Source organism: Cellulomonas sp. McL0617 (assembly GCF_049994875.1).
Taxonomy (GTDB): Bacteria; Actinomycetota; Actinomycetes; order Actinomycetales; family Cellulomonadaceae; genus Cellulomonas.
Genome location: NZ_CP188256.1, coordinates 651,051 through 675,606 on the forward strand (window position 1 = coordinate 651,051; position 24,556 = coordinate 675,606).

General features: G+C 70.6%; 19 protein-coding genes. 11 read left to right on the plus strand and 8 right to left on the minus strand.

All coding sequences use genetic code 11. The annotated features are described in order from the left end of the window. Positions 1–66: 66 nt before the first annotated feature. A complete protein-coding gene (locus ACPPVS_RS02975; protein WP_426594490.1) occupies positions 67–1,623 on the minus strand; it encodes a DUF4082 domain-containing protein in 1,557 nt (518 codons plus the stop codon). A gap of 361 nt (positions 1,624–1,984) precedes the next feature. On the opposite strand from ACPPVS_RS02975, the gene ACPPVS_RS02980 reads away from it, so the two are divergent. From ACPPVS_RS02980 to ACPPVS_RS03000, 5 genes are read left to right on the plus strand one after another with little or no spacing between them, the layout of a single operon-like run. Beyond that, positions 1,985–2,911 (plus strand): hypothetical protein, encoded by a 927-nt coding sequence (locus tag ACPPVS_RS02980; protein WP_426594491.1) that lies wholly within the window; start codon positions 1,985–1,987, stop codon positions 2,909–2,911. Positions 2,912–2,963: 52 nt separating this feature from the next. Next, positions 2,964–4,526, plus strand: a complete 1,563-nt coding sequence (locus ACPPVS_RS02985) for an acyl-CoA ligase (AMP-forming), exosortase A system-associated (RefSeq protein WP_426594492.1) — start codon at positions 2,964–2,966, stop codon at positions 4,524–4,526. Then, the gene (locus ACPPVS_RS02990; RefSeq protein WP_426594493.1) at positions 4,523–5,749 is read left to right on the plus strand and encodes a pyridoxal-dependent decarboxylase, exosortase A system-associated; all 1,227 of its coding nucleotides are present in this window, start codon (positions 4,523–4,525) and stop codon (positions 5,747–5,749) included. Before ACPPVS_RS02985 ends, ACPPVS_RS02990 begins: the two co-directional genes overlap by 4 nt. A gap of 27 nt (positions 5,750–5,776) precedes the next feature. Beyond that, positions 5,777–6,037, plus strand: a complete 261-nt coding sequence (locus tag ACPPVS_RS02995) for an acyl carrier protein (protein WP_426594494.1) — start codon at positions 5,777–5,779, stop codon at positions 6,035–6,037. Between the two features lie 11 nt (positions 6,038–6,048). Beyond that, positions 6,049–7,392 (plus strand): glycosyltransferase family 4 protein, encoded by a 1,344-nt coding sequence (locus ACPPVS_RS03000; protein ID WP_426594495.1) that lies wholly within the window; start codon positions 6,049–6,051, stop codon positions 7,390–7,392. Here ACPPVS_RS03000 and ACPPVS_RS03005 read toward each other — a convergent pair. Both ACPPVS_RS03005 and ACPPVS_RS03010 read right to left on the minus strand, forming a co-directional pair. After that, positions 7,368–8,834 (minus strand): O-antigen ligase family protein, encoded by a 1,467-nt coding sequence (locus ACPPVS_RS03005; RefSeq protein WP_426594496.1) that lies wholly within the window; start codon positions 8,832–8,834, stop codon positions 7,368–7,370. The genes ACPPVS_RS03000 and ACPPVS_RS03005 overlap by 25 nt on opposite strands. Next, positions 8,797–9,834 (minus strand): hypothetical protein, encoded by a 1,038-nt coding sequence (locus tag ACPPVS_RS03010; protein ID WP_426594497.1) that lies wholly within the window; start codon positions 9,832–9,834, stop codon positions 8,797–8,799. Before ACPPVS_RS03010 ends, ACPPVS_RS03005 begins: the two co-directional genes overlap by 38 nt. A 202-nt stretch (positions 9,835–10,036) precedes the next feature. On the opposite strand from ACPPVS_RS03010, the gene ACPPVS_RS03015 reads away from it, so the two are divergent. Further along, positions 10,037–10,786, plus strand: coding sequence for a hypothetical protein (locus tag ACPPVS_RS03015; RefSeq protein WP_426594499.1), 750 nt, complete (start codon positions 10,037–10,039; stop codon positions 10,784–10,786). A 50-nt stretch (positions 10,787–10,836) separates the two neighbouring features. On the opposite strand, the gene ACPPVS_RS03020 is transcribed toward ACPPVS_RS03015, so the two are convergent. The 5 genes from ACPPVS_RS03020 to lhgO all read right to left on the minus strand — a co-directional run bounded on the left by ACPPVS_RS03020 (position 10,837) and on the right by lhgO (position 16,462). Further along, positions 10,837–11,913, minus strand: coding sequence for a glycosyltransferase (locus ACPPVS_RS03020; protein ID WP_426594501.1), 1,077 nt, complete (start codon positions 11,911–11,913; stop codon positions 10,837–10,839). 95 nt (positions 11,914–12,008) lie between these two features. Further along, entirely contained in the window at positions 12,009–13,031 is a 1,023-nt protein-coding gene (locus tag ACPPVS_RS03025; protein ID WP_426594502.1) for a hypothetical protein, read from the minus strand. Further along, positions 13,028–14,398 (minus strand): MFS transporter, encoded by a 1,371-nt coding sequence (locus ACPPVS_RS03030; RefSeq protein ID WP_426594503.1) that lies wholly within the window; start codon positions 14,396–14,398, stop codon positions 13,028–13,030. The genes ACPPVS_RS03025 and ACPPVS_RS03030 overlap by 4 nt, the downstream gene beginning before the upstream one ends. 6 nt (positions 14,399–14,404) lie before the next feature. After that, complete coding sequence (locus ACPPVS_RS03035) at positions 14,405–15,109, minus strand: hypothetical protein (RefSeq protein WP_426594504.1); 705 nt, start codon at positions 15,107–15,109, stop codon at positions 14,405–14,407. Positions 15,110–15,280: 171 nt separating this feature from the next. After that, on the minus strand, positions 15,281–16,462 hold the full coding sequence (lhgO, locus tag ACPPVS_RS03040; protein WP_426594505.1) for an L-2-hydroxyglutarate oxidase: 1,182 nt from the start codon (positions 16,460–16,462) through the stop codon (positions 15,281–15,283). A 131-nt stretch (positions 16,463–16,593) separates the two neighbouring features. Here lhgO and mfd point away from each other — a divergent pair, with 131 nt between their 5' ends. Genes mfd through pntB form a run of 5 tightly spaced genes read left to right on the plus strand, consistent with a single transcriptional unit; the run spans position 16,594 to position 24,551 of the window. Then, complete coding sequence (mfd, locus tag ACPPVS_RS03045) at positions 16,594–20,232, plus strand: transcription-repair coupling factor (protein ID WP_426594506.1); 3,639 nt, start codon at positions 16,594–16,596, stop codon at positions 20,230–20,232. Positions 20,233–20,254: 22 nt separating this feature from the next. Next, on the plus strand, positions 20,255–20,890 hold the full coding sequence (locus ACPPVS_RS03050) for a hypothetical protein (RefSeq protein ID WP_426594507.1): 636 nt from the start codon (positions 20,255–20,257) through the stop codon (positions 20,888–20,890). A 4-nt stretch (positions 20,891–20,894) separates the two neighbouring features. Further along, positions 20,895–21,536: a MazG family protein gene (locus ACPPVS_RS03055; protein WP_426594508.1), complete on the plus strand. Its 642-nt coding sequence runs from the start codon at positions 20,895–20,897 to the stop codon at positions 21,534–21,536. Between the two features lie 47 nt (positions 21,537–21,583). Then, the gene (locus ACPPVS_RS03060; protein WP_426594509.1) at positions 21,584–23,113 is read left to right on the plus strand and encodes a Re/Si-specific NAD(P)(+) transhydrogenase subunit alpha; all 1,530 of its coding nucleotides are present in this window, start codon (positions 21,584–21,586) and stop codon (positions 23,111–23,113) included. A gap of 1 nt (position 23,114) precedes the next feature. Continuing rightward, positions 23,115–24,551 carry a Re/Si-specific NAD(P)(+) transhydrogenase subunit beta gene (pntB, locus tag ACPPVS_RS03065; protein ID WP_426594510.1) on the plus strand — a complete coding sequence of 479 codons (1,437 nt, stop codon included), beginning with the start codon at positions 23,115–23,117 and terminating at the stop codon, positions 24,549–24,551. Positions 24,552–24,556: the final 5 nt, after the last annotated feature.

Consider the following 24,556-nt stretch of genomic DNA (forward strand, 5'->3'; position numbering starts at 1 on the left):
AACCGCACCGGACGCGATCCCCGAGACTACGGGATCACGTCCGGTGCGGTTCAGGCAGACGGGACGTCAGGAGATGGCGTGTCCCGCGTTCTTCCCGTCCTGCCAGACGTTGCCGCTCATCGTGACTGCCGGCGAACCGACAGACGTGAACGGGCCGTAGGCACCTCCGTTGGGGAACACCACGGTGGTGATGTGGTTGTTGGAGATGACCACGTCACCCACCCGCGACAGGACATCGACGCCGGGCTGGTATCCGCCGTAGACGGTGTAGGCGCCGCCTCCGAGCAGGTTGCTGTCGATGAGGATGTGCTTCATCGACTCCGCGGACCCGGTCGACAGGAGGATGGCGGAGGTCCCGCCGTTCGCCACGATGATCGTGTTGTGCACGATCCGGACGTTGTCCGACCCCAGCGACTGGATGCCGTCGTTGTGCGACTCAGCGGTCAGGACGAGGTCGTGGATGTACGAGTCGAGCACGTTCACGTTGTCGCCGATCTTGAGGCCGTCGACGGTGCCGTGCACGTTGACCCGCGTCAGCGTGTAGTTCCGGCCGGCAACCGCGGCATCACTGTTCGTGTTGTTGAGACCGTCGAGCTCGGTGTCGAGGACCTGGAGGCCGGTGGCGCCCTCGTCGTTCAGCACGAGCCAGTAGCCGTTCGCCCTGATCACCGAGTTGCGGATCGTGACGTTGTTGGCTCCGGCCGCGATCACGAGCGGGGTCGTGATGACCTTGGAGTCGATGACCGTGCCGGCCTGGGTGATCCGCGAGGGACCCGTGTAGGGCGTGAGCGCCACTCCGGCCGGCACACCGGTGGTGGAGGCGTTGGGGAATGCTCCGACCGGTGCCGGCGGCGTGGGAGTCGGCGTGGGAGTCGGTGTCGGTGTCGGCGTAGGCGTAGGCGTCGGCTTGGGCGTGGCGGTCGGCGTCGGGGTCGGCGTCGGCGTCACCGTCGGGGTGGGCGTCGGCTTGGGCGTGGCCGTGGGGGTCGGCGCAGGCGTCTTGGTCGGTGTCGGCGTGGGCGTCGCGGTCGGGACCGGCGGGGCGGGGGTCCCGGACGTCGCATCCGTCGGGGCGAAGACCGCGTCGACCCAGTACTGGCTGCGGTTCCACGTGTTCTTGGGGAACGCGGAGGACTTGCCGTAGGCGTAGGTGCCCGTGTGACCCAGCGGGACCGACAGCAGCGGCGTCGTGGACCCGGACATGAACTGCTGCGTCTGCATGTACCGGCCCTGGGGCGCGAGGTACGACGCGACGTAGCCGCCGCCGGCCGTCAGGCTGACCGGCTTGTCGAAGTAGACCGTCTGCCACCCCTGACGCGTCTCACCGGAGAACGTGGCGGTCGCGAGGCGCTTGCCCGTCGCGTCCCAGAGGTTCCCGATATGGGTCCCACCGTTGTCCGGCGTCTTGTAGAAGCGGACCCCGACGACGATGCCGTCCTTGGCCGGGGTGAACGGAGTGCCCAGCTCGACGCTGTTGGTGTCGCTGTCCTGGACGCCGACCGGGGTGCCGTCACCCCAGATGGTGACCTTGCCGGGAATTGCCGCTGCCGACTGCGCCGCAGTGAGGGGTGCGCCAGAACTGGCAGCAGTCAGGGTCACGCCGACGACTGCGGCGGTTGCCACGACTGCCAGGACGCGTGCCAGCGGGGTTCTCCGCGGCGGCACTCGATGCGTGCTCGATCGGTTCATGAGGTCTTGCTCCCATCCATCGCGGCGCCGCGGGGGCGGCCCGGTGGACCGCTGGCCCATGTCTCCGTCCGGAGGGGCGCCGTTGTGTTGCGTTCTGATAACGAAGCGGCCCTCATGCTGACATGAGTGAGGGTAGCGGCAAACTTTCACCCGGTCGGGTCAATCGGATAATCCCGGCGATCGGGCGCTGATCTGGGCAAACGTCCAATCCGGAAGAATGCCGCCGTTGTCTCACTCCGTGAGATTTTGGTAACCGCTTGCCCGGGGGCACTAACGCGAGGGGGGCCCTCGAGTCGTGACGGCCTCTGACTGGAGCGATGGCGCCTGTGACCGCTTTGGACCGACATGGGATGCTTCTGGGACCATGACCGATACCCCGCAGGTCGAGCCGATCGACGACGCGAGCGTGCCCGAGGTGGCGCGCTTCCTGCACGAGAACCTGAACCCGCGACTGTCGGTCGACGAGTGGGCGCGGGCGATCGTCCCGCCGTGGCCCGTCGCCCAGCCACATCACGGATTTTGCCTGCGTGTGGGCCAGAATCTGGTCGGCGTCTACGTCGCGTTCTTCTCCGAGCGGGTTGTCGCGGGGAGGGTGTGGACGGTCTGCAACCTGGCCGCGTGGTGCGTCCTCGACGGCTACGGAGCGCATGGCCTGCGCCTCCTGCGAGCTCTTCTCGCGATGGGCTGCGACGTCTACACCGACCTGTCGCCCAGCGGCTCGGTGGTGACGATCGACGAACGCCTCGGCTTCCGGCGGCTCGACACGACCACGGACGTCCGACCTTCACTACCCGCCATCCGGGTGAATCATCGGGTCGAGGTGGTAACGGACGAAAGCCGCATCCCGGACCTGATCTCGGGCGCCGATCTCGAGGTGTTTCGGAGCCATCGGGGGGCGGAAGCAATCTCGAACGTAGTATTGCTTTTCCGTGGACAACCATGCTATGTGATCTACCGCCGCGTTCGACGGAAGCGGCTTCCCCTCTTCGCCTCGATGGTCTACGTCGGCGACACCGCGCTGTTCGGCCGGGTGGTCGGTCGGCTGAGCGGCCACCTCCTCGTGCGGGGCATCCCGTTCCTGCTTGCCGAACGTCGCATCGTCGGTGGTCCCGTGTCGCTCTCGCGGACGATCCAGGGGCGCCCGAAGCTGTACCGCGGGGCCGGTGTCTCGCCTGCGGACGTCGACGACCTGTACAGCGAGATCACCTGCGTGCGGTGGTGAGTTCACCCCTTCTGTCCCGGATCCGGGGAACGGGGATCAGTACGCTGACGCCGTGGTGACCGTCTGGCACGACCTCCTGGCATCGCGCGCTCTGTCGTCCGCCGACGCCCCCGCGCTCTCGTTCAAGAACGAGACGTTGACCTATGGGGAGCTGTGGACGCTCGCGCGCCGATGCGGTTCGGCGTATGCCGGCCTCGGGTTGGCGCGCGAGGACCGGGTAGCCGTCTTCCTCGAGAAGCGGCCGGAGACCGTGGTCGCGTTCCTCGGGGCTTCGGTCGCCGGCGCCGCGTTCGTGCCCGTCAACCCGTTGCTCAAGCCCGCGCAGGTGGCGCACATCCTCGTCGACAGCGGTGCGCGGGTCCTGGTGACCTCGGCGGCACGGCTCGACCTCCTGGCCGACGTGGTCGCTCACAGCCCGGACCTTGAGCACGTCGTCGTCGTCGACGGGCCGGGCGTGGCGCCCGTCGGGGTAGCGGTGCACGGTTGGGCGGACCTCCTCGACGACGCGACGGCCGAGCCACCGCCACGCGGGATCGACCTCGACATCGCGGCCATCCTCTACACGTCGGGCAGCACGGGCCTCCCCAAGGGTGTGGTCCTGAGCCACCGCAACCTCATCGTCGGCGCGCAGAGCGTGAGCCAGTATCTCGAGAACACGTCCGACGACGTCATCCTGTCGGTGCTTCCGCTGAGCTTCGACGCCGGGCTGTCGCAGGTGACGACGGCGCTGAACGTCGGCGCCCACGTCGTCCTTCTCAACTACCTCGTGGCGGCCGACGTCCCACGGGCGTGCGCCCGATGGAAGGTGACCGGCCTGACGTGCGTCCCGCCGTTGTGGATCCAGATCGCAGGGCTGGACTGGCCCGCCGAGGCCACGGAATCACTGCGCTACTTCGCGAACACCGGTGGCCGGATGCCGAAGACCACGCTCGACCGCCTGCGGGCCACGTTCCCAGCAGCCCGGCCCTACCTGATGTACGGCCTGACCGAGGCGTTCCGGTCCACCTACCTGGACCCGGCCGAGGTCGACCGCCGTCCCGACTCGATCGGCAAGGCGATCCCGAACGCGGAGATCCTCGTGGTCCGTCCGGACGGGACACGCTGCGACCCGGGGGAACCCGGCGAGCTCGTGCATCGCGGCGCTCTTGTCTCCCTCGGGTACTGGGGCGACGAGGAGCGGACATCGCAGCGCTTCCGGCCCGTGCCGGGCCCGACCACGGGTCGACGGCTGCCGGAGCTCGCGGTCTGGTCCGGCGACACGGTCGTCGCCGACGACGACGGCTTCCTCTACTTCGTCGGCCGCGCCGACGAGATGATCAAGACCTCGGGGTACCGGGTGAGCCCGAACGAGGTCGAGGAGGCGGCATTGGCCACCGGCCTCGCACTGGACGCGGTCGCGTTCGGAGCAGAGGACGCGAAGCTCGGGCAGCGGATCGTCCTGGTGGTGGCTCCCGAGCCGGGCCGGACGCTGGATCCGGCAGCTCTCCTGGCCGCACTGCGCAGCGCACTGCCGGCGTTCATGGTGCCCGCCGAGATCGTGGTCAGGGATGCCGTGCCCCGATCACCCAACGGCAAGTACGACCGCACCCTCATCAGGTCGGAGCACGGGTCGTGACGACTTCCAGCACGATCGCCGCCTTCGAGCAGGTCGACGGCCAGCTCGCTGTGGGCGGGGTCGGGATCGACCGCCTGGCGCGGCGCGTCGGATCGACCCCGTTCTTCGCCTACGACCGCGGTCTCGTCGGGCAGCGCGTCGCTCAGCTGCGCGCCACCCTGCCGGCGCGCCTCAGTCTGGGTTACGCGGTCAAGGCGAACCCGATGCCTGCCGTGGTCCAGCTCCTTTCGTCGCTGGTCGACTCGCTCGACGTCGCCAGCGCCTACGAGATGCGCGTCGCGCTCGACACCGGCATCACTGCGGGCCGTGTGAGCTTCGCCGGCCCCGGCAAGACGGTCGCGGAGCTCGAGCAGGCTGTCGCCTCCGGCGTGACGATCGAGGTCGAGTCGAGCGGTGAGGGTCGCCGCGTCGTCGCCGCCGGTGACGAGCTCGGGATCCGGCCGCGGGTGGCGATCCGCGTCAACCCGGACTTCGCGGTCCGCGGTTCGGGTATGCGGATGGGCGGTGGCCCGCAGCAGTTCGGCGTGGACGCGGAGCAGGTCCCCGAGCTCCTCAAGGAGCTCGACGCCGCCGGTCTCGACCTGCTCGGCTTCCACGTGTTCGCAGGCTCGCAGAACCTCTCCGCCGAGCTCCTGACGCAGGCGCAGGTCCGAACCGTCGACCTCCTCCTGGCGCTGAGCGCGGACGCGCCGCAGCCGGTCCGCTACGTCAACCTCGGTGGCGGCTTCGGCGTGCCGTACTTCCCCCAGGACCAGCCTCTCGACATCGGCGCGGTCGCCGAGAACCTCGCCGAGCAGGTGGACGGTCGGCTCGCGCCCGCTCTGCCCGACGCCGACTTCGTCGTCGAGCTTGGTCGCTACCTGGTCGCCGAGGCGGGCGTCTACGTGACACGCGTCGTCGATCGCAAGGTCTCGCGGGGGAGCACCTATCTCGTGGTGGACGGTGGGATGCACCACCAGCTCGCCGCGTCCGGCAACCTTGGCCAGGTCATCCGCCGCAACTACCCGCTGGCGGTCGGCGCACGCGTCGGCGCGGACCCGGAGGAGACGGCGACGGTCGTCGGCTGCCTCTGCACCCCGCTCGACCTGCTCGGCGACCGCGTCGAGCTGCCCCGAGCCGACGTGGGCGACCTCATCGTCGTCTTCCTGGCAGGCGCCTACGGGCTGACGGCCAGCCCGACGGCGTTCCTCGGCCACGCTGCGCCCGTCGAGATCCTCGTCTGAACCCCCGAACCCTCACCAAGGAGCCTCATGACCACCGACCTCCTCGACGACGTCAAGAACGTCGTCGTGACCACGCTGAGCATCCAGGATCGCGCGGACAGCCTGTCGGCTTCGAGCCCGCTGTTCGGCGCGGTGCCGGAGCTCGACTCCCTCGGGGTGCTCGAGGTCGTCACCACCCTCGAGAGCCGGTTCGGCATCACGATCGCCGACGAGGAGTTCTCGGGGGAGATCTTCGAGACGCTCGGTGCGCTCACCGAGTTCGTCGAGAGCAAGCTCGGCTCGGCCTGACGGCGCGCCCCGTGCGACCTCCGCGCGTCCTGATCATCGTCCAGAACCTGCCGGTCCCGCTCGATCGCCGGGTGTGGCTGGAGGCGCAGGCGCTGACTGCCGCCGGCTACCGGGTCAGCGTGATCTGCCCCAAGGGCCCAGGTGATCCGGCACGAGAGGTGCTCGAGGGCGTCGCGATCTACAAGTACCGACCGGCACCGGAAGCGAGCGGGCTGCTCGGGTTCGTCGTCGAGTTCGTGTACTCCTGGCTGCGCACGGCAGCGCTGTCGGTCGTGGTCCGCCGCGAGCGAGGCTTCGACGTCATCCAGGCGTGCAACCCGCCGGACACCTACTGGCTGCTCGCGCTGCTGTGGCGGGTGGTCGGGGTCCGCTTCGTCTTCGACCACCACGACCTCAACCCCGAGCTGTTCCGGTCGCGGTTCGGGGAACCACGCTCGTTCGCCGCGCGAGCCCAGTACCGCGGCCTGCTCTGGCTCGAGCGCCGCACGTTCCGCGCAGCCGACCGGGTCATCTCGACCAACGAGTCCTACCGCCGCGTCGCGCTCGAACGCGGCGGTGTGCCGAGGGAGCACACGGAGGTCGTGCGGAGCGGTCCCGACACCCGTCGGATGCGGCCCATCGTCCCCGTCGGTGACCCCGGCGAAGGCGTGCACCTGCTCGTCTATCTGGGAATCATGGGCCCGCAGGACGACGTGCACGTCGTCCTCGAGGTCATGCAGGAGCTCGTGCACGTCCGACGGCGCAACGACGTCCGAGTGGCCCTGCTGGGGTTCGGCGACACGCTCGAGGAGCTGCGGGCCCTGAGCACGTCGCTCGGCCTCGACGAGTACGTCGAGTTCACTGGTCGCGTGGGCCCCCGGGAGATCGGTGACTACCTGAGTGTGGCGAGCGCGGGACTCGGTCCGGATCGGAAGACGCCCCTCAACGATGCCTCCACGATGAACAAGACGATGGAGTACATGACGTATGCGGTACCTGCCGTGTCGTTCGACCTCGCAGAGACCGCCTTTTCGGCCGGCGACGCAGGAGTGAGCGTTCCGTCGGGGGACATTCGCGGGTTCGCTGACGCCGTCGAACGTCTGCTGGACGATGACGACTACCGGGTTGCACTCTCGTTGGCGTCGCGAGATCGCGCGGTCGCGGAGCTGGACTGGCGGCCTCAGCGAGCCCGGTACGTCGGCGTGTTCGATGCCCTGCTGGGCAACCGGTCGACCCCTGTGTCGGACGACATGGTCCTTGAGCGCGAGGATCCCTGGGGTCGGACGTATGTCGACCTGAACGAGCCGGGCGCGCTCGAGTCGTTCGTGCGCGCTCGGGGTGCCGGCGCGACTCAGCGCGGCGCCGGCGGTACGTGAACCGGATCTGCGACGCCGAGCTCACCTGTCGGCTCCCGGAACTCGATGACGCCCGGGTCGACCGTGACCGCGGCCGGGCGCGGCTGTCGCACGGCTACGCGAGGCTTGCCGTGCGGATCTCGGTCGCTGGGCCGGAGCCGGATCAGAGCGCCGGCGATCCCGAGCGTGAGGAAGAGGGTTCCCATCGTCATCGGGAAGCCGAACCCGTCAAAGAACGCCAGTGACACCGAACCCGCGATGATGCCCGCGACCAGCGACAGTGCCAGGTCACGAGCGCTCTCGTCCGACCAGCGCCGTCGCCGGTGCAGCAGCACAGCGATCGCGGTGAGAGGGATAGCGATGAATGCGATGGTGCCCACGATCCCGACGCTCACGAGCAGCCCCAGGTAGTTGTTGTCGAAGATGCGGTACTTCGGCAAGAACGTGCCCAAGCCGCGCCCGAACCATGGCGCGTGCTCGATGAACTGCAGGGCGACGGCATAGCTGTCCGTCCGAGACGTGATGCTCGGGTCGTCCTTGGCGTTCGCGAACATCCCGCGCACAGAGCTGAACAGGCGAGGAACCGTGGCGCACAGCATGACCCCGACAACGAGGAAGGAACCGCCGACGCGCCAGCGCAGGACCGGTGGCCAACCGATGAGGAGCACGATGAGACTGATCGCGAGACCGATGTATGCGGAGCGCGACATCGACAGGGCGAGAGCCAAGGAGATCGTCGCGACCGGGAACCATCGACGGATCAGCGAGGCACCCTTCGGGTGGAGTGCCGTGTGCAAGGCGATCGGAAGCAGGATCGACAGGAGTGCGCCGAACTCGATGGGGTGCGTCGCAGTGCCCGATATCCGGACCTGACCGTTCCGGAAGAATGCATCGACGCCCGTGGACGCGGTGAGGCCGGGGATTGCGATGCGATCGACCAACGGCTGCTTCGTGACGAACTGTGCCAGTCCGACCGCTGCCATGATCCCACCGACGAGAGCGAACCGACGAACGAGCACCTCGAGATCGTGGAGCTTGGTGAGACCGTCGTGGGCGACCAGCATGGCCCCGGACCATGACAGGACGACGAGCACCCCGACATCGGCGGGACTGAGCTCGTCCGGATCGAGTGGTCGCGTCATCGCGACGACGTAGCTGATGCCTACCGCTACCAGGAAGATCGAGAGCGCGACACGGATCGGGCGTCGCGGGCCGGTGACGCTGGCCGAACGCCAGAGCTCTGCGAGCAGCCACACGAGGGCACTTGCGAGGCCGAAGAGCGTCGATGGAGCTCCGGCGCTACCCAGCGGGTGGAACACCAGCCGCGACGGGATGCCGAAGAGCAGAACGATGTAGACCGTGATCCAGGCGAGGACGCCCGTCCCACGCACGACGTCGCGACGCGGGAGGGATGCGGGCCCCTGGCTACGCGCGGGGTGCGACTCGGGTCTCGTCGCCGTCACGCGCTGACTCCTCTTCCGTTCGAGGCGGCCACTCTGCTCCGTACGGCTCCTCGGCGCGCCAGAAGTCCTTGCTCTCGATCCCGTGGATCCGCAAGGGCCACTCAGCGGCCGGTTCGTCGAGCGCGGTGGTCTCCTCGGACTCCTCCCTCAGGCCATCGTCGGCGTCAGGCTGGACGTGCTCGGGCTCCGCAGCAGGCGTCGGCTCGGGCTCGGGTGCCGGCGGCGCGGACGCGGTCCCCGCATCCCAGACCGGCGTTCCGTCGTTCGCGCCGGAGGGATCCTGCGCGGGCGGAGCGGCGGTGACTCTGGATGCGGGCCTGACGATCGGCTTCGGCGCGACAGCAGGAGCGGCCTCGTCGGCATCCTGGGCGACTTCGGCCAGCGTCCTCGCACGACGTCGTTCGGCCCGCCGCGCGGCGAGGCTGTCGAACGCGACGGCCCCGACGAGGGTCAGCATCAGGCCGAGGCCTGCGGCGCCGATGACCGCGCGCAGGGTCGCCTTCTTCACCGTCGTAGGCGTGCTGTCGACCGACAGGTCCATCGAGCCCACGCGCGACTTGGCCGGAGCGTCGACCCGGTCCTGGAGCGTCGTCAGCGCACCGGGCAACGTCCCCAGGACACCGTGCAGGGCCGCCATGGCCCCGCTCGGCGACGGGTCCTGCACCTGGATCAGAATCAAGGGTCCTCGAGAGAGCGGGTCAAGGACGATGTCGTACGTCGCGTTCGGATAGCTCTTGGCGAACGTCTGCCGAGGCTCATCGCCTGCGAGGTAGGCCACGACGAGCGCCGCTGGCTGCTCGAGGCCACCCAGGGAGAGCAATGGGTTGGAGCCATCAGCCGGGGCCGCCGAGGGCGGCAGCAGCAGGACGCTACCGTTCGCACTGTACGTCGGGGGTACCGCGCCCTTCGCGACGTACACGAGCCCGGCGGTCAGCGCGAGTCCGAGGAGCACGACGTACCAACGTCGCAGGAGCGACGCGGCGAGTGCTGTGAACTCCATGTTTGTTGCTCCGATCGAGACTGCCCGCCAGGGGCTCCGTGGGGAACGACGACGGGTGCGTTCAGGTTAGCCGGGGGCCTTCCACGTCGAGCAGAGGGTTCCGGAATCCTGTCCGTTTCATCACGATTTCTTCATCCGTTGACGCGTATGTGACGGATCGTCTCCATGTCAGACTTCTAGTCGTGGCAGGAGGGAACCCGCGGTGACCATCTGGGACACGACGCAAGCGTTGCTCCGTCACTGGTACGTCCTCATCGGTGCCGTGATGATCGGTTTGCTCGCCAGCTACAGCGCCATGCACGAACCAGGCGTCTATTGGTCCCGTGCAGAAGTGACCTTCCTGGCCCCCACCAGCGCCGTGAACCCGAACGCGCTGACCGTGACATCCAGCGACCTGATCATCGCCGCAGGCGCGGTGGCCAAACGCGTCAACGGCAACGTCGTCTGGAACCAGATGGCGGACCCGGCTGCGACGATCGTCGGGCAGGGCATCCTGGATGGTTCGACCGTCCAGCTGCCCAACTACGGAGGCCAGTGGTCGAAGGTCTACTCCCGCCAGGTGCTGGACGTGCAGGTAAGTGGCCCGACGCCTGAGGATGTCCGAGCACGGCAGCGCACGCTGATCGACAGGATCAACACCGAGCTCGCCGGGCTGCAGAAGGGGACGCGGGCGTCCGACCTGATCACGACGACCGTCGTACCTGCCGATCCGTCGATCTTCTTCTTCGGGGGCAGCCCCATGCGAGCGGTTGCCATGATCTGGGTGCTCTGCGGCGTGGGCGTGTTCGCCGCTGTGCAGATCCTCGAACCGAGGGCCTTGCGTCAGCGTTGGGCCGGGGTCGTCCCGCCGGACGTTCCACGCCACCGGACGACGAGCAAGGCAGGGCGCGCCTCCGCGACGACGGCCCGCGGGTCCGAAGTCGGGGGCGCCCGTCGGTCGGCGCAGCGGTGAGCAGATCAAGCCCTGACCGATGCGGGTCGCGGCCGGGGCAGAGGTCCCGGTCAGAGCGAGTTCCCGCGATGCGACCGCAGGGTCCTGCGGAGCAAGGCCGCCCGCTGAGCTCCGACGCGTGGATACGTGAACTCGCGCGATGCGGCCTGCGCCGCTGCGCCGTAGGCGCGTCGCGTCTGGGCATCCGCCGCGAGAGCGCGGATCGCCGCTGCGATCTGACCGGGTGAACCCGAGTCGACGATGATTCCGGTACGTCCGTCCTCGACCAGTCGTGCCGCTCCCATGGGTGTCGTGATGATCGGAAGTCCGGCGGCGGCGGCCTCGTAGGTCACCTGGGGCCCACCTTCCTCCCACGTCGGAAACACGAAGACGCTCGCCCGGGCGTAGAGCTCCGCCGGGTTGTTCACGTATCCCGACAGCCGCACGCGTCCGGATCGGGTGTGGGACTCGACGAGCTGCCTGATCTCCTCGTCGACCGTCCCTACCAGGAGGAGCTCGCCGTCGACGTCGATCGATCTCCACGCCTCCAGCAGCTCTGGTACGCCTTTGCGCACTCCGATTCGCCCGACGAAGATGAGGCGGAATGTTCCGGCCGCCTCGGTCGACTTCGCGCCCTCGAACCGCTCGGGGCTCCATCCGAAGGTGGTCGAGAGGAGCTGGTCCGATGAGAGGCCTAGAGCCAGCAAGGAGCGTTCGACTTCAGGGTTCGACGCGAAGAAGTAGTCGTACAGCTCGAGCTCAGCACTCTCGCCGGCGATCGCATCGGACGTCACGGTGTGCGTCGGTGGAAGGCCGAGCCGCGCGTAGGCCGCGTCCAGGATCGGCCCAGAGGTGGCCAGTGCGGAGTTGATCATCTCCCTGACGGTGAGCAGTCCCCGTGAGTGCGCCTCGACGATCAGGTGCGCGGGGGTTCCGGGCCAGAAGTGCGCGACGGTGGTGCCCGGATCCGCCCGAGCTAGCACGGCCCGGAACTGGCTCTCGAGACGGCGGAGTGCGACCGTTTCGATCCGCGGCCAAGGGAGCCGACCGGTGACGAAGGGAAATGGTGCGTGCACGGTCACGTCGTCCGAGAGCGGTGTCCGCTGTCGGCCCGCGAACACTTCCACGATGGTCCCGTCAGCGGCCATCCCGTGTGCGAGCTGCGCGCAGCTCTCCGCCGGTCCGCGCCCGCTGAACGAGTAGGGCGCGTACACCAGGCAACGCATCACTCGCGAGCCGGGCCTCATCGGACGACCGCGGGTGACCAGGCGCCGGGGATCAGCACGGTTGGTGTGGAGTTCGAAACGGCCTTGACGCTCCAGACGTCCGTCGTCCCGGCTTCGTTCACACGCGGCAGCCCGTACAGCAACGTGTCGTCGTCGAGCCACTCGGCCTGGTCGTCGAGACCCTTCGTTGCGGGCAGCAGCGTCTCCTGACCCGAGGCGAGGTCGAGGACGGCCAGGGCCCATACCGGCTGGCCGGAGACCTTCTCGACCACCTTCTTGTACGCGACCTTCTTCCGGTCCGGTGAGACCGACGGGCACTCGGCGTTCTCGTGGACGGACGTGAGGGTCCGCGCCGACAGCGAGCCCTTCACCAGCCACGTCTTGCCGGCCGACTGAGAGGCTGCCGTGGCGTAGAACGTGGCGTCGTCGATGAACGTCACGCCCCAGATGTTGCGGTCCGTCGGGTTGAAGGGCTGCCCGTTGACGGTGAGCGCGAATTCCTCGATGTTGCCGAGGTCCGTCCCGTCGACCTTGTGGACCTCGGTGAGGGTGGAGAAGCCGACGCTCGCGTACGAGTGGCCGGTCACGAACGCGGTCGTGGCGACCAGCGTGCCGTCGTCGGACAGCCGCGTGCGGCTCGGGATCCCGGGCAGGCCCCACGTCTTGACGGTGCCGAACGAGCTGTCGAGCACGTCCGCCTCCCAGCGCGTGGCGATGCCTGCGACCGTGCGCAGGCATGACGCCGACGAGCCGGCCACGTCCACACGGTCGCACGCGACGTCGGTGAACGCGCGGGGTCCGTCCGGGGCATCGAGAGGGACCGCGGCCACCAGCCCGTACTCGTTGCCCGGCAGCGTCGATCGGAAGACGATGTGCGGTTTCGCCAGCACGCCGGCCAGGTCCGTGGACGCCACGGGTGGCGCCGACGCGACGGCGTCCTGGTGGGACCTCCAGGCGTTGTACACGTACCCACCGACCGCCAGCACCACCACGAGCGTGACGACGACGAGGATCGTGACGCGAGGCGACCAGCCCCTCACAGGCCGACGCCCGCGGCCTCGAGGGCCTCTTCGGGCTGGTCGAGCCTCCGGACGGTGATCCATGCGACCGGGATCGCGCACGCGAGCAGGACCGCGACGGAGAGGATCGCGGGTCCGCGGCCGACCGTGAACCAGAGGACCCCGAACGCCGCGGAGGCGGCCATCCGGGCGACGGCGACGACGGTCTGCGCTGTGCCGATCGCTGCGGCGCGCGAGCTCGAGGGCGCGAGCCTGCCGACGAGGGCCGACATGACCCCGTCGGTGGCGGCGTAGAAGGCTCCGAGCAGCACGAGGGCGGCGATCGTCGAGTAGGCGGACGCGGTCGCGATCCCTGCGCACACGTACGCCGCGGCGAGGCCGACGTGCCCGAACACGAACACCCGGGCGCGCCCGAACCGGTCAGCGACGCGCCCCATCGGCGTCGCGAGCAGCATGTACGCGATGTTGGTGCCCACGTACAGCAGCGGGAACCACTTCGTCGCGAAGCCGTCGCGGGACTGCAGCGAGAGGTAGATGAAGCCGTCGCCCACGGTCAGCAGCGCGAGGCCGCCCGCGGTGAGGAAGATGCGCCGCAGACCCGGCTCGACCAGGAACGACCAGCTGAACGGACGACCGGCCGGGGCGACGCCGGGGATGTCGCAGGCGCAGCCCTTGCACTTGGGGAGCTTGCGCTCTTCGCGCGTGCGGTGCTGCGTGATCCACGCCGCGCGGCGCGGGCGCATGTCGGGGACGAGCAGGACAAGGGCGGCCAGGCCGAGGATCGCAGCGCCGAAGGAGATGACGAAGACCGTGTGGTACCCGTCGGGGATGGCCCAGAGCACGCAGAACGCGAGGAGCGGTCCGAGTGCGGCGCCGACGGTGTCGAGGGTGCGGTGGACGCCGAACGACCGGCCGAGCGCCCGCGGGTCGGAAGACGCGGTGATCATCGCGTCGCGGGGTGCAGTGCGGATGCCCTTGCCCACCCGGTCGAACGCGACGACGGCCGTGAGGGCGCCGAAGCTGCTCGCGATGAGCAGGACGCCTCGGGTCACGGCGGACAGGCCATATCCGATGACCGCCACCCACTTGGGGTGGTCGCCCTTGTCGGCCGCCCAGCCGCCGGCGATCCGCACGATGGCACTGGCGCCCTGCATGAGCGCATCGAGGAACCCGTAGGCCAGCGTCGACAGCCCGAGGGCGGTGGTGACGTAGAGCGGGAGGACGGCGGCGACCGACTCCGACGAGATGTCGGTGAGCATGCTGACGACGCCCAGCGTCACGACGACCGAGGAGACCTTCTTGCGGCGGGCGGCCCGCTCTGCGCGGAGCTCCTCGGGCGAGGCGGCCTTGTCGCGGGGCGCGGGGCGGTCACGCAGCGAGAGGTACACGCCGCGTCACCCGGCCGTCGTCAGTGTGCCGGCGACGGTCAGGTCGGTGCCGCCGCCGGCGCGGTCCCGCACCGTCAGCACCAGCCCGTCGGGTCCGCGTGTGAACGCGGTCGCGGTGGAGCCGGCGATCGCGGGCGAGTCGCCGACAGCGAAACCTGCGCCGCCCAACGCCGCGACGTAGGCGCCCGTGACGTCGGTGGGCGCGGCGCCGCTGCTGCCCTCGAGTCCCACCTGCAGCCTGGTGCCCGACGACGAGACGGAGCTGGATACGACGTCGACCCCCGCGAGTACGGGGACGACGTCCTTCGGGAACCCGGCGACGAGCACACCGCTGGCTGCGGCCGTGGCAGGCAGCGGACCGGTGAGTGAGGGTCCTGGCGCGGCCGCCGGGGCCAGGCCGGCGGGACCCGGCTTGCGCGCGGCAGCGTCCGGGAGCGTCTCGGAGGCGCTGGTCGCGGACCCGGATGCACCACCAGCTGTACCTGCGGGCGTGGTCGACACCGCACCTGACCCTGCGCTCGGCGGGGTGGCGGGGCTCGTCGCGCCGGGACCGGTGGTCGAGCCGGCGACTGCCGGTCCGGACGGCGGTGCGCCGGCCGTGCCGGTGCTGTCGTGCGCCGTGCACGCGGCCGCCGAGCCGAGCACCAGCACCGCCGCGAACGCGACGCCGCAGCCGCGCAGGGCGGTGCGGGTGCGGCGGCTGGGGGGCATCGACTACCTCGGGGGCGTGGAGCTGTGGCGTGAGACACATGCGCTCAAACGGGACATATGGAACGTGCTCACGGTACCTACGCAGATACCCGGGAAGGCCGCTCGGGGGTCTATTTCACCCGAGCAACCGGACCCCGCTCACACGTTCGGTCCAAGTCTGTGAACCCGCTGTCAGACCGCGAGCCCACCCACCAGGTGGTCGGCGATCTCCAGGGCGCAGGTCGCGGCCGGCGAGGGCGCGTTGAGCACGTGCACCTGCCGCCCGGTGCGCTGCACCAGGAAGTCGTCAACGAGCGACCCGTCCCGCGCGACGGCCTGCGCGCGCACGCCCGCGGGGGAGGGCACGAGGTCGTCCGGGACGATCGCTGGCACCAGCTGGGCCAGGCTGCGGGCGAACGCGTGCCGGGACAGCGACCGCACCACCTCGCGCGCCCCGGGCACGACGTTCCGCGCGCCCATCCGCCACAGGCCGGGCCACGTCAGGGCGTCGGCGGCGTCGCGCAGGTCGACGTCACGCCAGCGGTACCCCTCCCGCGCGAGGGCGAGCACAGCGTTCGGGCCGGCGTGCACGCCGCCGCCGATCATGCGGGTCAGGTGCACGCCGAGGAACGGGAACCGGGGGTCCGGCACCGGGTACACGAGGCCGTTGACCAGCTCGGACGCCCGGTCGGTGAGCTCGAAGTACTCGCCCCGGAACGGCACGATGCGTGCCTCGGGGCTCAGGCCGCAGGCGCGGGCCACGCGGTCGGCCTGCAGTCCGGCGCACGCGACCAGCGCGTCGGCACGCAGCTGCGTGCCGTCGGTGAACCGCACCTCGACGCTGTCGGGGTGCTCGTCGGCCGACTCGACCTGCGTCGACACCAGGATCTGGCCGCCCCCGTCGGTGACGTCGAGGGCCAGCTCCCGGCAGATGCCCACGTAGTCGACGATCCCCGTGCTCTCGACCCACAACGCGTCGACGCAGGCGACGTGCGGTTCGCGCTCGCGTGCACCGGCCTTGCCCACGAGCTGCGCGGGCACGCCGTTCGCCCCGGCGCGGTCGGCGAGCCGGTGCAGAGCGGCCACCTGGTCGTCGGACGTCGCCACGACGAGCTTGCCGGTGATCTCGACCGCGACGCCGCGGTCGCGCGCGAACTCGGCCATGCGGCGCGCGCCCGCCACCGACATGCGCGCCTTGAGGCTGCCCGGCGCGTAGTAGAGGCCGGAGTGGATGACGCCGGAGTTGCGGCCGGTCTGGTGCCGCGCGAGGCCGTCCTCCTTCTCGACGACGGTGACGCGGTGCCCGTCGTGCGTCAGTCGCGCGGCCACGGCCAGCCCGACGATCCCTGCACCGACCACCACGACGTGCGACACGGCCACTCCCTCGGTTGCTTGCTCCTGCGCGCAGGCTAGCCGGTCGCGTGTCGGTGTCGGCTCGTAGACTGGTGGTCGCACCCCGGCTCCTTCTGGATTCGGGGCGTTCCTGCTGCCTCGACAAGGACCCCATGGACCTCTCCGGCCTGCTCCCTGCCCTCCTGACCGACCCCGCCGCCGCCGAGGCGGTCGACTCGGCGCGCGCCCGTGGCGAGCTCGACGTCGTCGGACCCGCCGGGATCCGCCCGCCGCTGCTGGCGGCGCTGGCGCAGCGGCGTCCGCTGGTCGTCGTGACGGCGACCGGTCGCGACGCCGACGAGCTGGCCGCGGCGATCCGGTGCTACGTGGGTGCCGACGACGTCGCGGTCCTGCCGGCCTGGGAGACGCTGCCGCACGAGCGCCTGTCCCCGCGCAGCGACACGGTCGCGCGCCGGCTCGCGGTGTTCCGTCGCCTCGCCCACCCCGAGGGTGCGGGGTACGCCGGGCCGATCCGGGTGCTCGTCGTGCCGGTCCGTGCGTTGCTGCAGCCCGTCGTCGACGGGCTGGGGGACCTCGCGCCGGTGTCGATCAGGACGGGCGACCGCGTGGACCTCGCCGACCTGGCCGAGAAGCTGGCCGGCGCCGCGTACACCCGCGTCGACATGGTCGAGCGGCGCGGGGAGTTCGCAGTCCGGGGCGGGATCGTCGACGTGTTCCCGCCCACGGAGGACCACCCGCTGCGCGTCGAGCTGTGGGGTGAGGACGTCGAGGAGATCCGCTGGTTCTCCGTCGCCGACCAGCGCAGCCTCGAGGTGGCCGAGCACGGGGTCTGGGCGCCGCCGTGCCGGGAGATCCTGCTGACGGACGAGGTCCGCGCGCGGGCCGTCGAGCTCATCCCGCAGCTCCCGGGCGCCACCGACATGCTCGACCGGCTGGGCCAGGGGATCGCGGTCGAGGGCATGGAGTCGCTGGCGCCCGCCCTGGTGGACCGCATGGTGCCGGTGCTGGACCTCGTCCGTGACGACAGCCTGCTGGTGATGATCGACCCCGAGCGGGTCCGCCGCCGGGCGCACGACCTCGTCGCGACGACGCAGGAGTTCCTGGCGGCCGCGTGGACCTCCGCGGCGGCCGGTGCCGCGACACCCCTGGACCTGTCCGCGGCGAGCTTCGCGTCCTTCGCGGAGGTCCGCGCGCTGTCGGCCGTGCGCGGCCTCGGCTGGTGGACCATGAGCCCGTTCACGCTCGACGTGGACGCGGCCACGGAGGCCGACCCGCACACGGCCGCCCGCAACCAGGCGCCGGGCGAGCTCGCGGGGATGGCCGACGACCTGGTGGCGACCGCGCGCACGGTCGTCCTGGCGGCCCGGGACGTCGAGAAGTACCGCGGCGAGGTCGACCGGGCCGTCGCCGACGTGCGCGTGCTGCAGCAGGCGGGCTGGCGGCTCGTGCTGGCCACGGAGGGGCACGGGCCCGCGCAGCGGATGGTCGAGCAGCTGCGCGCGGCCGAGGTGCCGGCGCGGCTCGTCGCGACGATCGAGACCGAACCCGAGGGCGGGGTGGTCCTCGTGGTGCCGGCCCCCGTCGGGACGGGCTTCGTGGCCGAGCCGCTGCACCTGGCCGTCTTCTCGGAGTCGGACCTGACCGGGCGCGCAGGCACCAGCACCCGGGACATGCGCAGGATGCCGAGCCGTCGGCGCAACGTCGTCGACCCCCTGCAGCTGCGGCCGGGCGACCACGTTGTCCACGAGCAGCACGGTGTCGGCCGGTTCGTGGAGCTGGTGCAGCGGACGATCGGCACCGGACCGAACGCGACCACGCGTGAGTACCTGGTGATCGAGTACGCGTCCAGCAAGAGGGGCCAGCCGGGCGACCGGCTGTTCGTGCCCAGCGACCAGCTCGACCAGGTGACCAAGTACGTCGGCGGCGAGTCGCCCACCCTGTCCAAGATGGGCGGCGGGGACTGGGCCAAGACGAAGGGCCGCGCCAAGCGGGCCGTCAAGGAGATCGCCGCGGAGCTCATCCGGCTGTACTCCGCCCGGATGGCCACCACCGGGCACGCGTTCGGCCCGGACACGCCCTGGCAGCGCGAGCTCGAGGACGCGTTCGCGTACGTGGAGACCCCGGACCAGGCCGCGACCATCGACGAGGTCAAGGCCGACATGGAGAAGCCGATCCCCATGGACCGCCTGGTCTGCGGCGACGTCGGCTATGGCAAGACCGAGATCGCGGTGCGCGCGGCGTTCAAGGCCGTGCAGGACGGCAAGCAGGTGGCCGTGCTCGTGCCGACCACGCTCCTGGTGCAGCAGCACCTCGACACGTTCAGCGAGCGGTACAGCGGCTTCCCGGTGAACGTGAAGGCCCTCAGCCGGTTCCAGAGCCCCAAGGAGTCCAAGGAGGTCGTCGCGGGCCTCGCCGACGGGACCATCGACGTCGTCATCGGCACGCACCGCCTGATCACCGGCGAGGTGCACTTCAAGGACCTCGGGCTGGTGGTGGTCGACGAGGAGCAGCGGTTCGGCGTCGAGCACAAGGAGACGCTCAAGGCGCTGCGCACCAACGTCGACGTGCTGTCGATGAGCGCGACCCCCATCCCGCGCACGCTCGAGATGGCTGTCACCGGCATCCGCGAGATGTCGACGCTGGCCACCCCGCCCGAGGAGCGGCACCCGGTGCTCACGTTCGTCGGCGCGTACGACGAGCTGCAGATCACCGCCGCGATCCGGCGCGAGCTGCTGCGCGAGGGCCAGGTGTTCTACGTGCACAACAAGGTCGACTCGATCGAGCGGACGGCGTCGCGCCTGATGGAGCTGGTGCCCGAGGCCCGGGTCGCGGTGGCCCACGGGAAGATGAACGAGCACCAGCTCGAGCAGGTCATCGTCGACTTCTGGGAGAAGCGGTTCGACGTGCTGGTCTGCACGACGATCGTCGAGACCGGGCTGGACATCTCCAACGCCAACACCCTGATCCTCGAGCGCGCCGACCTGCTCGGTCTGAGCCAGCTGCACCAGCTGCGCGGCCGCGTGGGCCGTGGGCGCGAGCGGGCGTACTCGTACTTCCTCTACCCGCCGGAGAAGCCGCTCACCGAGACGGCGCACGACCGGCTGCAGACCATCGCCGCGAACACCGACCTGGGCGCGGGCATGGCCGTGGCCATGAAGGACCTCGAGATCCGCGGCGCCGGCAACCTGCTGGGCGGCGAGCAGTCGGGTCACATCGAGGGCGTCGGCTTCGACCTGTACATCCGGATGGTGGGCGAGGCGGTGGCCAACTTCCGGGGCGACGTCGAGGAGGAGGTCCCCGACGTCACCATCGAGCTGCCGGTGGACGCCCACATCCCGCACGACTACATCGCGCACGAGCGGCTGCGGCTCGAGGCGTACCGGAAGATCGCAGCGTCCCTGGACGCGACGGCCCTCGGGGACGTCCGAGCCGAGCTCATCGACCGGTACGGGCCGGTGCCCGCCGCGGTCGACAACCTGTTCGAGGTGGCCGAGTTCCGGATGCACGTGCGGAACGCGGGCCTGTCCGACGTCACCGCGCAGGGCAAGTTCGTGCGGTTCGCGCCGGTCGAGCTGCCCGAGTCGGCGCAGCTGCGGCTCAAGCGCCTCTACCCGGGTGCGGTGCTCAAGCCGGCGGTCCGCACCGTGCTGGTGCCCTGGCCGATGACCGCGCGGATCGGCGGCAAGCCGGTCCAGGGTCGCGAGGTCATGCTCTGGGCACGCCAGTTCATCGACGCGATCGTGCGCGGGGACGTCTCCGCGGCCGCCACGGTGGGCTCCAAGCGGGCCTGAAAACCCAGGCGGTGGCCCTACGATGAGCCCCGATCGACGGGCGACGACGCAGGAGGTCTCGGTGAGGGTGTGGGGCAAGCGCTCGATGGTGGGTGCCCTCGTGGCGCTCGCGACGGCAGCGGTGCTGTCGGCATGCGCCGGGCAGCCCGGTGCGGCGGCGGTCGTGAACGGCACCGCCATCCCGGCCTCCGACCTGCAGTCGGCGCTGGACGAGCTCGGCCCGTACGTCCAGGGCGCATCACCCTCGGCAGTGCTCAGTGTGCTCGTCGTCGAGCCGACGGTCACGCAGATGGCCGCCGAGGCCGGCGTCGCGGCGTCCGACGCCGACGCGAAGGCGTTCCTCGACTCGGTGGTCAAGCAGACCACGCCCGACGCGAACCCGACGTTCGGCCCGGCCTCGATGGCGATCGCCCGCTACTTCGTCGCGTTCACCAACCTGTCGAACAAGTCGAGCCAGGAGGCGGTCACCGCCGAGATCACGAAGCGCACTGCCAAGCTCGACGTCACGGTGAACCCGCGGTACGGCACTCTCGGCAAGAACAACACCATCACCGCGGCCACCCCGCCGACGTGGATGATCGAGCCGACGACCGCGCCGCCGTCGGACGGGACGACGACCAACCCGGACAGCAGTCCGAGCCCGTCGGCCACCCCCTGATCTCGTGACCGACGCGTTGCGTGAGCTGGTGCGCGTCATGGATCGGCTGCGCTCGCCGGGCGGCTGCCCGTGGGACGCCGAGCAGACGCACGGGTCGCTGGTGCCGTACGCGCTCGAGGAGACGTACGAGCTCGTCGAGGCGATCGAGACGGGCGACCGCGCAGGGCTGCGTGAGGAGCTCGGCGACGTGCTGCTGCAGGTCGTCTTCCACGCGAGGATCGCGGCGGAGGACCCCGACGACCCGTTCGACGTCGACGACGTGGCCGCCGACCTCGTCGCGAAGCTGGTCCGCCGGCACCCGCACGTGTTCGGACCGGACGCCGCCGACAGAGGACGAAGAGGCACCGACCTGCACGTGCAGTGGGACCAGCTGAAGAACGCCGAGAAGGCGCGCGAGTCGGCGCTCGACGGCGTCCCGCTCGCGCTCGGCGCGCTGGCGCGCGCGCAGAAGGTCGCGGACCGGGCTGCGCGCGCCGGACTGGCGCAGCAGCCGGCGCCGTCGGGTGACGACCTCGGGGACCGGCTGCTCGCGCTGGTGCTCGAGGCGAGGTCGACCGGCGTGGATGCCGAAGGGGCCTTGCGGCGCTCGGCCGCCGCCTGGGAGAAGGCGCTGCGAGCGAACGAGGGCACGACCGGCTCGACCTGACCAGTACCGGACGCCACCCCCCGGCCGGACGACGAAGGAGCGCATCGATGCGGATCGGCATCCCGACGGAGAGTCGGTCGGGCGAGCGGCTCGTCGCGGCGACGCCGCGGACGGTGGCCCGGCTGGTGGCCCTGGGATACGACGTGGTGGTGCAGCGCGGCGCGGGCGACGGGGCCACGTTCGGCCCCGGCGCCTACGAGGTTGCGGGTGCGCGGACCGGGGACGCCGACGAGGTGTGGGCGGCGGACGTGGTCGCCAAGGTGAACCCGCCGACGGCCGAGGAGGTCCGGGCGCTGCGGCCGGGGGCCGTGCTCGTGGCCATGCTCTCGCCGGCCACCCGGCCCGAGCTGGTCGAGGAGCTCCACGCACGCGGCGTGACCGCGCTGGCTCTCGACGCGGTGCCCCGGGTGTCCCGGGCGCAGGCGCTCGACGTGCTGAGCACCCTGTCCAACGTCGCCGGGTACCGGGCGGTCGTCGAGGCGGCGCAGGTCTACGGCGGCATGTTCACCGGCCAGGTGACCGCCGCGGGCAAGACACCTCCGGCGCGGGTCTTCGTCATCGGCGCCGGGGTGGCCGGGCTCGCCGCCATCGGCGCGGCCGGCGCGATGGGGGCTCGGGTCCGCGCGTTCGACGTGCGGCCCGAGGTCGGCGAGCAGATCGAGTCCATGGGTGCGACGTTCGTGCAGGCGGCGGCGGCTCAGCAGGCGGTGAGCGCGGACGGCTATGCCAGCGCGCTGACCGCCGAGCAGGAGGTGCTCACGGCGCGGATGTACGCGGCGGAGACGGCCGACGCCGACATCGTCGTCACGACCGCGCTGGTGCGGGGGTACGCGCCCACCACGATCACCGCCGAGATGGTGCACGGGATGCGGCCCGGCAGCGTGATCGTGGACCTGGCCGCGTCGGGCGGCGGCAACTGCGAGCTCACGATCCCCGGGGAGGTCGTGGTCAGCGACGACGGCATCACGATCGTCGGCTACACCGACCTGACCAGCCGTATGCCGCAGCACACCTCGCAGCTGTTCGGCACCAACGTGGTCCACCTGTTCGAGCTGCTCACGCCCGGCAAGGACGGCGAGCTGGTGCTCGACCTCGACGACCCGGTCCAGCGCGGGATGGCTGTCACCGTGGACGGCGAGGTGCTGTGGCCACCGCCGCCGGTCGCCGTGTCGGCGGTGCCGCCCGTGCCCGTGCCCGTCGTCCCGAGACCGCCCGTCGACACGCAGCGCCGCGCGCAGCGACGCTCGATCGTCCTCGCGCTCGTCGCCGTCGCCGTGCTCTTCGGGATCTCGTTCGCACCGGCCGCGTTCCTCGGGCACTTCACGGTCTTCGCGCTCGCGGTGATCGTCGGGTACTACGTCATCTCGAACGTGAGCCACTCGCTGCACACGCCGCTCATGGCCCAGACGAACGCGATCTCGGGGATCATCCTGGTCGGCGCACTGCTGCAGATCGGCGACGACGACCCGCTGGTGACCGTGCTCGCGGTCGTGGCGGCGAGCGTCGCGAGCATCAACGTGTTCGGTGGCTTCCTCGTCGCCAACCGCATGATCCGCATGTTCCGGAAGGACGCCTGAGGTGCCCGGGTCCTGGGCCCAGGCCACCTACCTGCTCGCCGCCCTGCTCTTCGTCCTCAGCCTCGCCGGGCTGTCCAAGCAGGAGACCGCACGCCGCGGCAACGTCGCCGGCATGGTCGGCATGGTCCTCGCGCTGGTCGCGACGATCGGCCTCGCGCTGGACCACTCCGAGCGGCCGGTCCCGGTGACCGGTGGGCTGATCCTGCTGGTGCTCCTGATCGGCGGGACCATCGGCACGTGGCGGGCCCGACGTGTCGAGATGACGCAGATGCCGGAGCTCATCGCGATCCTGCACTCGTTCGTCGGGCTCGCGGCGGTGCTCGTCGGCTACAACTCGTTCCTCACCGAGCCGGCCGACCCGGCGCACCTGGTCGAGGTGTTCCTGGGCGTGCTGATCGGCGCCGTGACGTTCGCCGGGTCGATCGTCGCCTACCTGAAGCTGTCGACACGGATCCGATCGGCGCCGCTCACGCTGCCCGGCCGCAACGTGCTGAATCTGGCGATGCTGCTCGCGTCGGGTGGCCTGCTGGTCTGGTTCCTGGGCTCGCACAGCGTGGTCCCACTCGTCCTCATGACCGTCGTCGCCCTCGCGCTCGGGTGGCACCTGGTCGCCTCGATCGGCGGCGGGGACATGCCCGTGGTCGTCTCGATGCTCAACTCCTACTCCGGGTGGGCAGCCGCGGCGGCCGGCTTCATGCTCGGCAACGACCTGCTGATCGTCACCGGAGCGCTCGTCGGGTCGTCCGGCGCGATCCTCAGCTACCTCATGTGCAAGGCGATGAACCGGTCGTTCGTCAGCGTGATCCTGGGTGGGTTCGGCGCCGAGGGCGGGACCGTCGTCGCGTCGGACGGGGAACAAGGCGTGCACCACGAGGTCTCGGCGGCGGACGTCGCCGAGCTCCTTCTCGAGGCACGCAGCGTGGTCATCACCCCGGGCTACGGCATGGCGGTCGCGCGGGCGCAGTACCCGGTCGCGGAGCTCGTCGAAAAGCTGCGTGCCCGCGGGATCGACGTGCGGTTCGGTGTCCACCCGGTGGCCGGCCGGCTGCCCGGCCACATGAACGTGCTGCTCGCCGAGGCCCGCGTGCCCTACGACATCGTGCTCGAGATGGACGAGATCAACGACGACCTGGGCGACGTGGACGTGGTGCTCGTGATCGGCGCCAACGACACCGTCAACCCGGCAGCCCTCGACGACCCGGGCTCGCCGATCGCCGGCATGCCGGTGCTCGAGGTCTGGAAGGCGGCCCGCGTCGTGGTGTTCAAGCGGTCGATGGCCACGGGCTACGCGGGCGTGCAGAACCCGCTGTTCTTCCGCGACAACACCTCGATGCTGTTCGGCGACGCCAAGGAGCGGGTCGAGCAGATCATGCTCGCCGTCGGGGACGCGGTGTCCAAGGCCGAAGGTCCATACTCGGCCGCCGCCGAGGCCCACTAGGGTGA

What these genes read in the sequence shown, in the direction of transcription:
- ACPPVS_RS02995 (WP_426594494.1), top strand. Translation starts at nt 5,777, where the DNA reads ATGACCACCGACCTCCTCGACGACGTCAAGAACGTCGTCGTGACCACG.
- ACPPVS_RS03010 (WP_426594497.1), bottom strand. Translation starts at nt 9,834, where the DNA reads ATGGAGTTCACAGCACTCGCCGCGTCGCTCCTGCGACGTTGGTACGTC.
- ACPPVS_RS03020 (WP_426594501.1), bottom strand. Translation starts at nt 11,913, where the DNA reads ATGGCCGCTGACGGGACCATCGTGGAAGTGTTCGCGGGCCGACAGCGG.
- ACPPVS_RS03035 (WP_426594504.1), bottom strand. Translation starts at nt 15,109, where the DNA reads ATGCCCCCCAGCCGCCGCACCCGCACCGCCCTGCGCGGCTGCGGCGTC.
- mfd (WP_426594506.1), top strand. Translation starts at nt 16,594, where the DNA reads ATGGACCTCTCCGGCCTGCTCCCTGCCCTCCTGACCGACCCCGCCGCC.
- ACPPVS_RS03050 (WP_426594507.1), top strand. Translation starts at nt 20,255, where the DNA reads ATGAGCCCCGATCGACGGGCGACGACGCAGGAGGTCTCGGTGAGGGTG.
- ACPPVS_RS03060 (WP_426594509.1), top strand. Translation starts at nt 21,584, where the DNA reads ATGCGGATCGGCATCCCGACGGAGAGTCGGTCGGGCGAGCGGCTCGTC.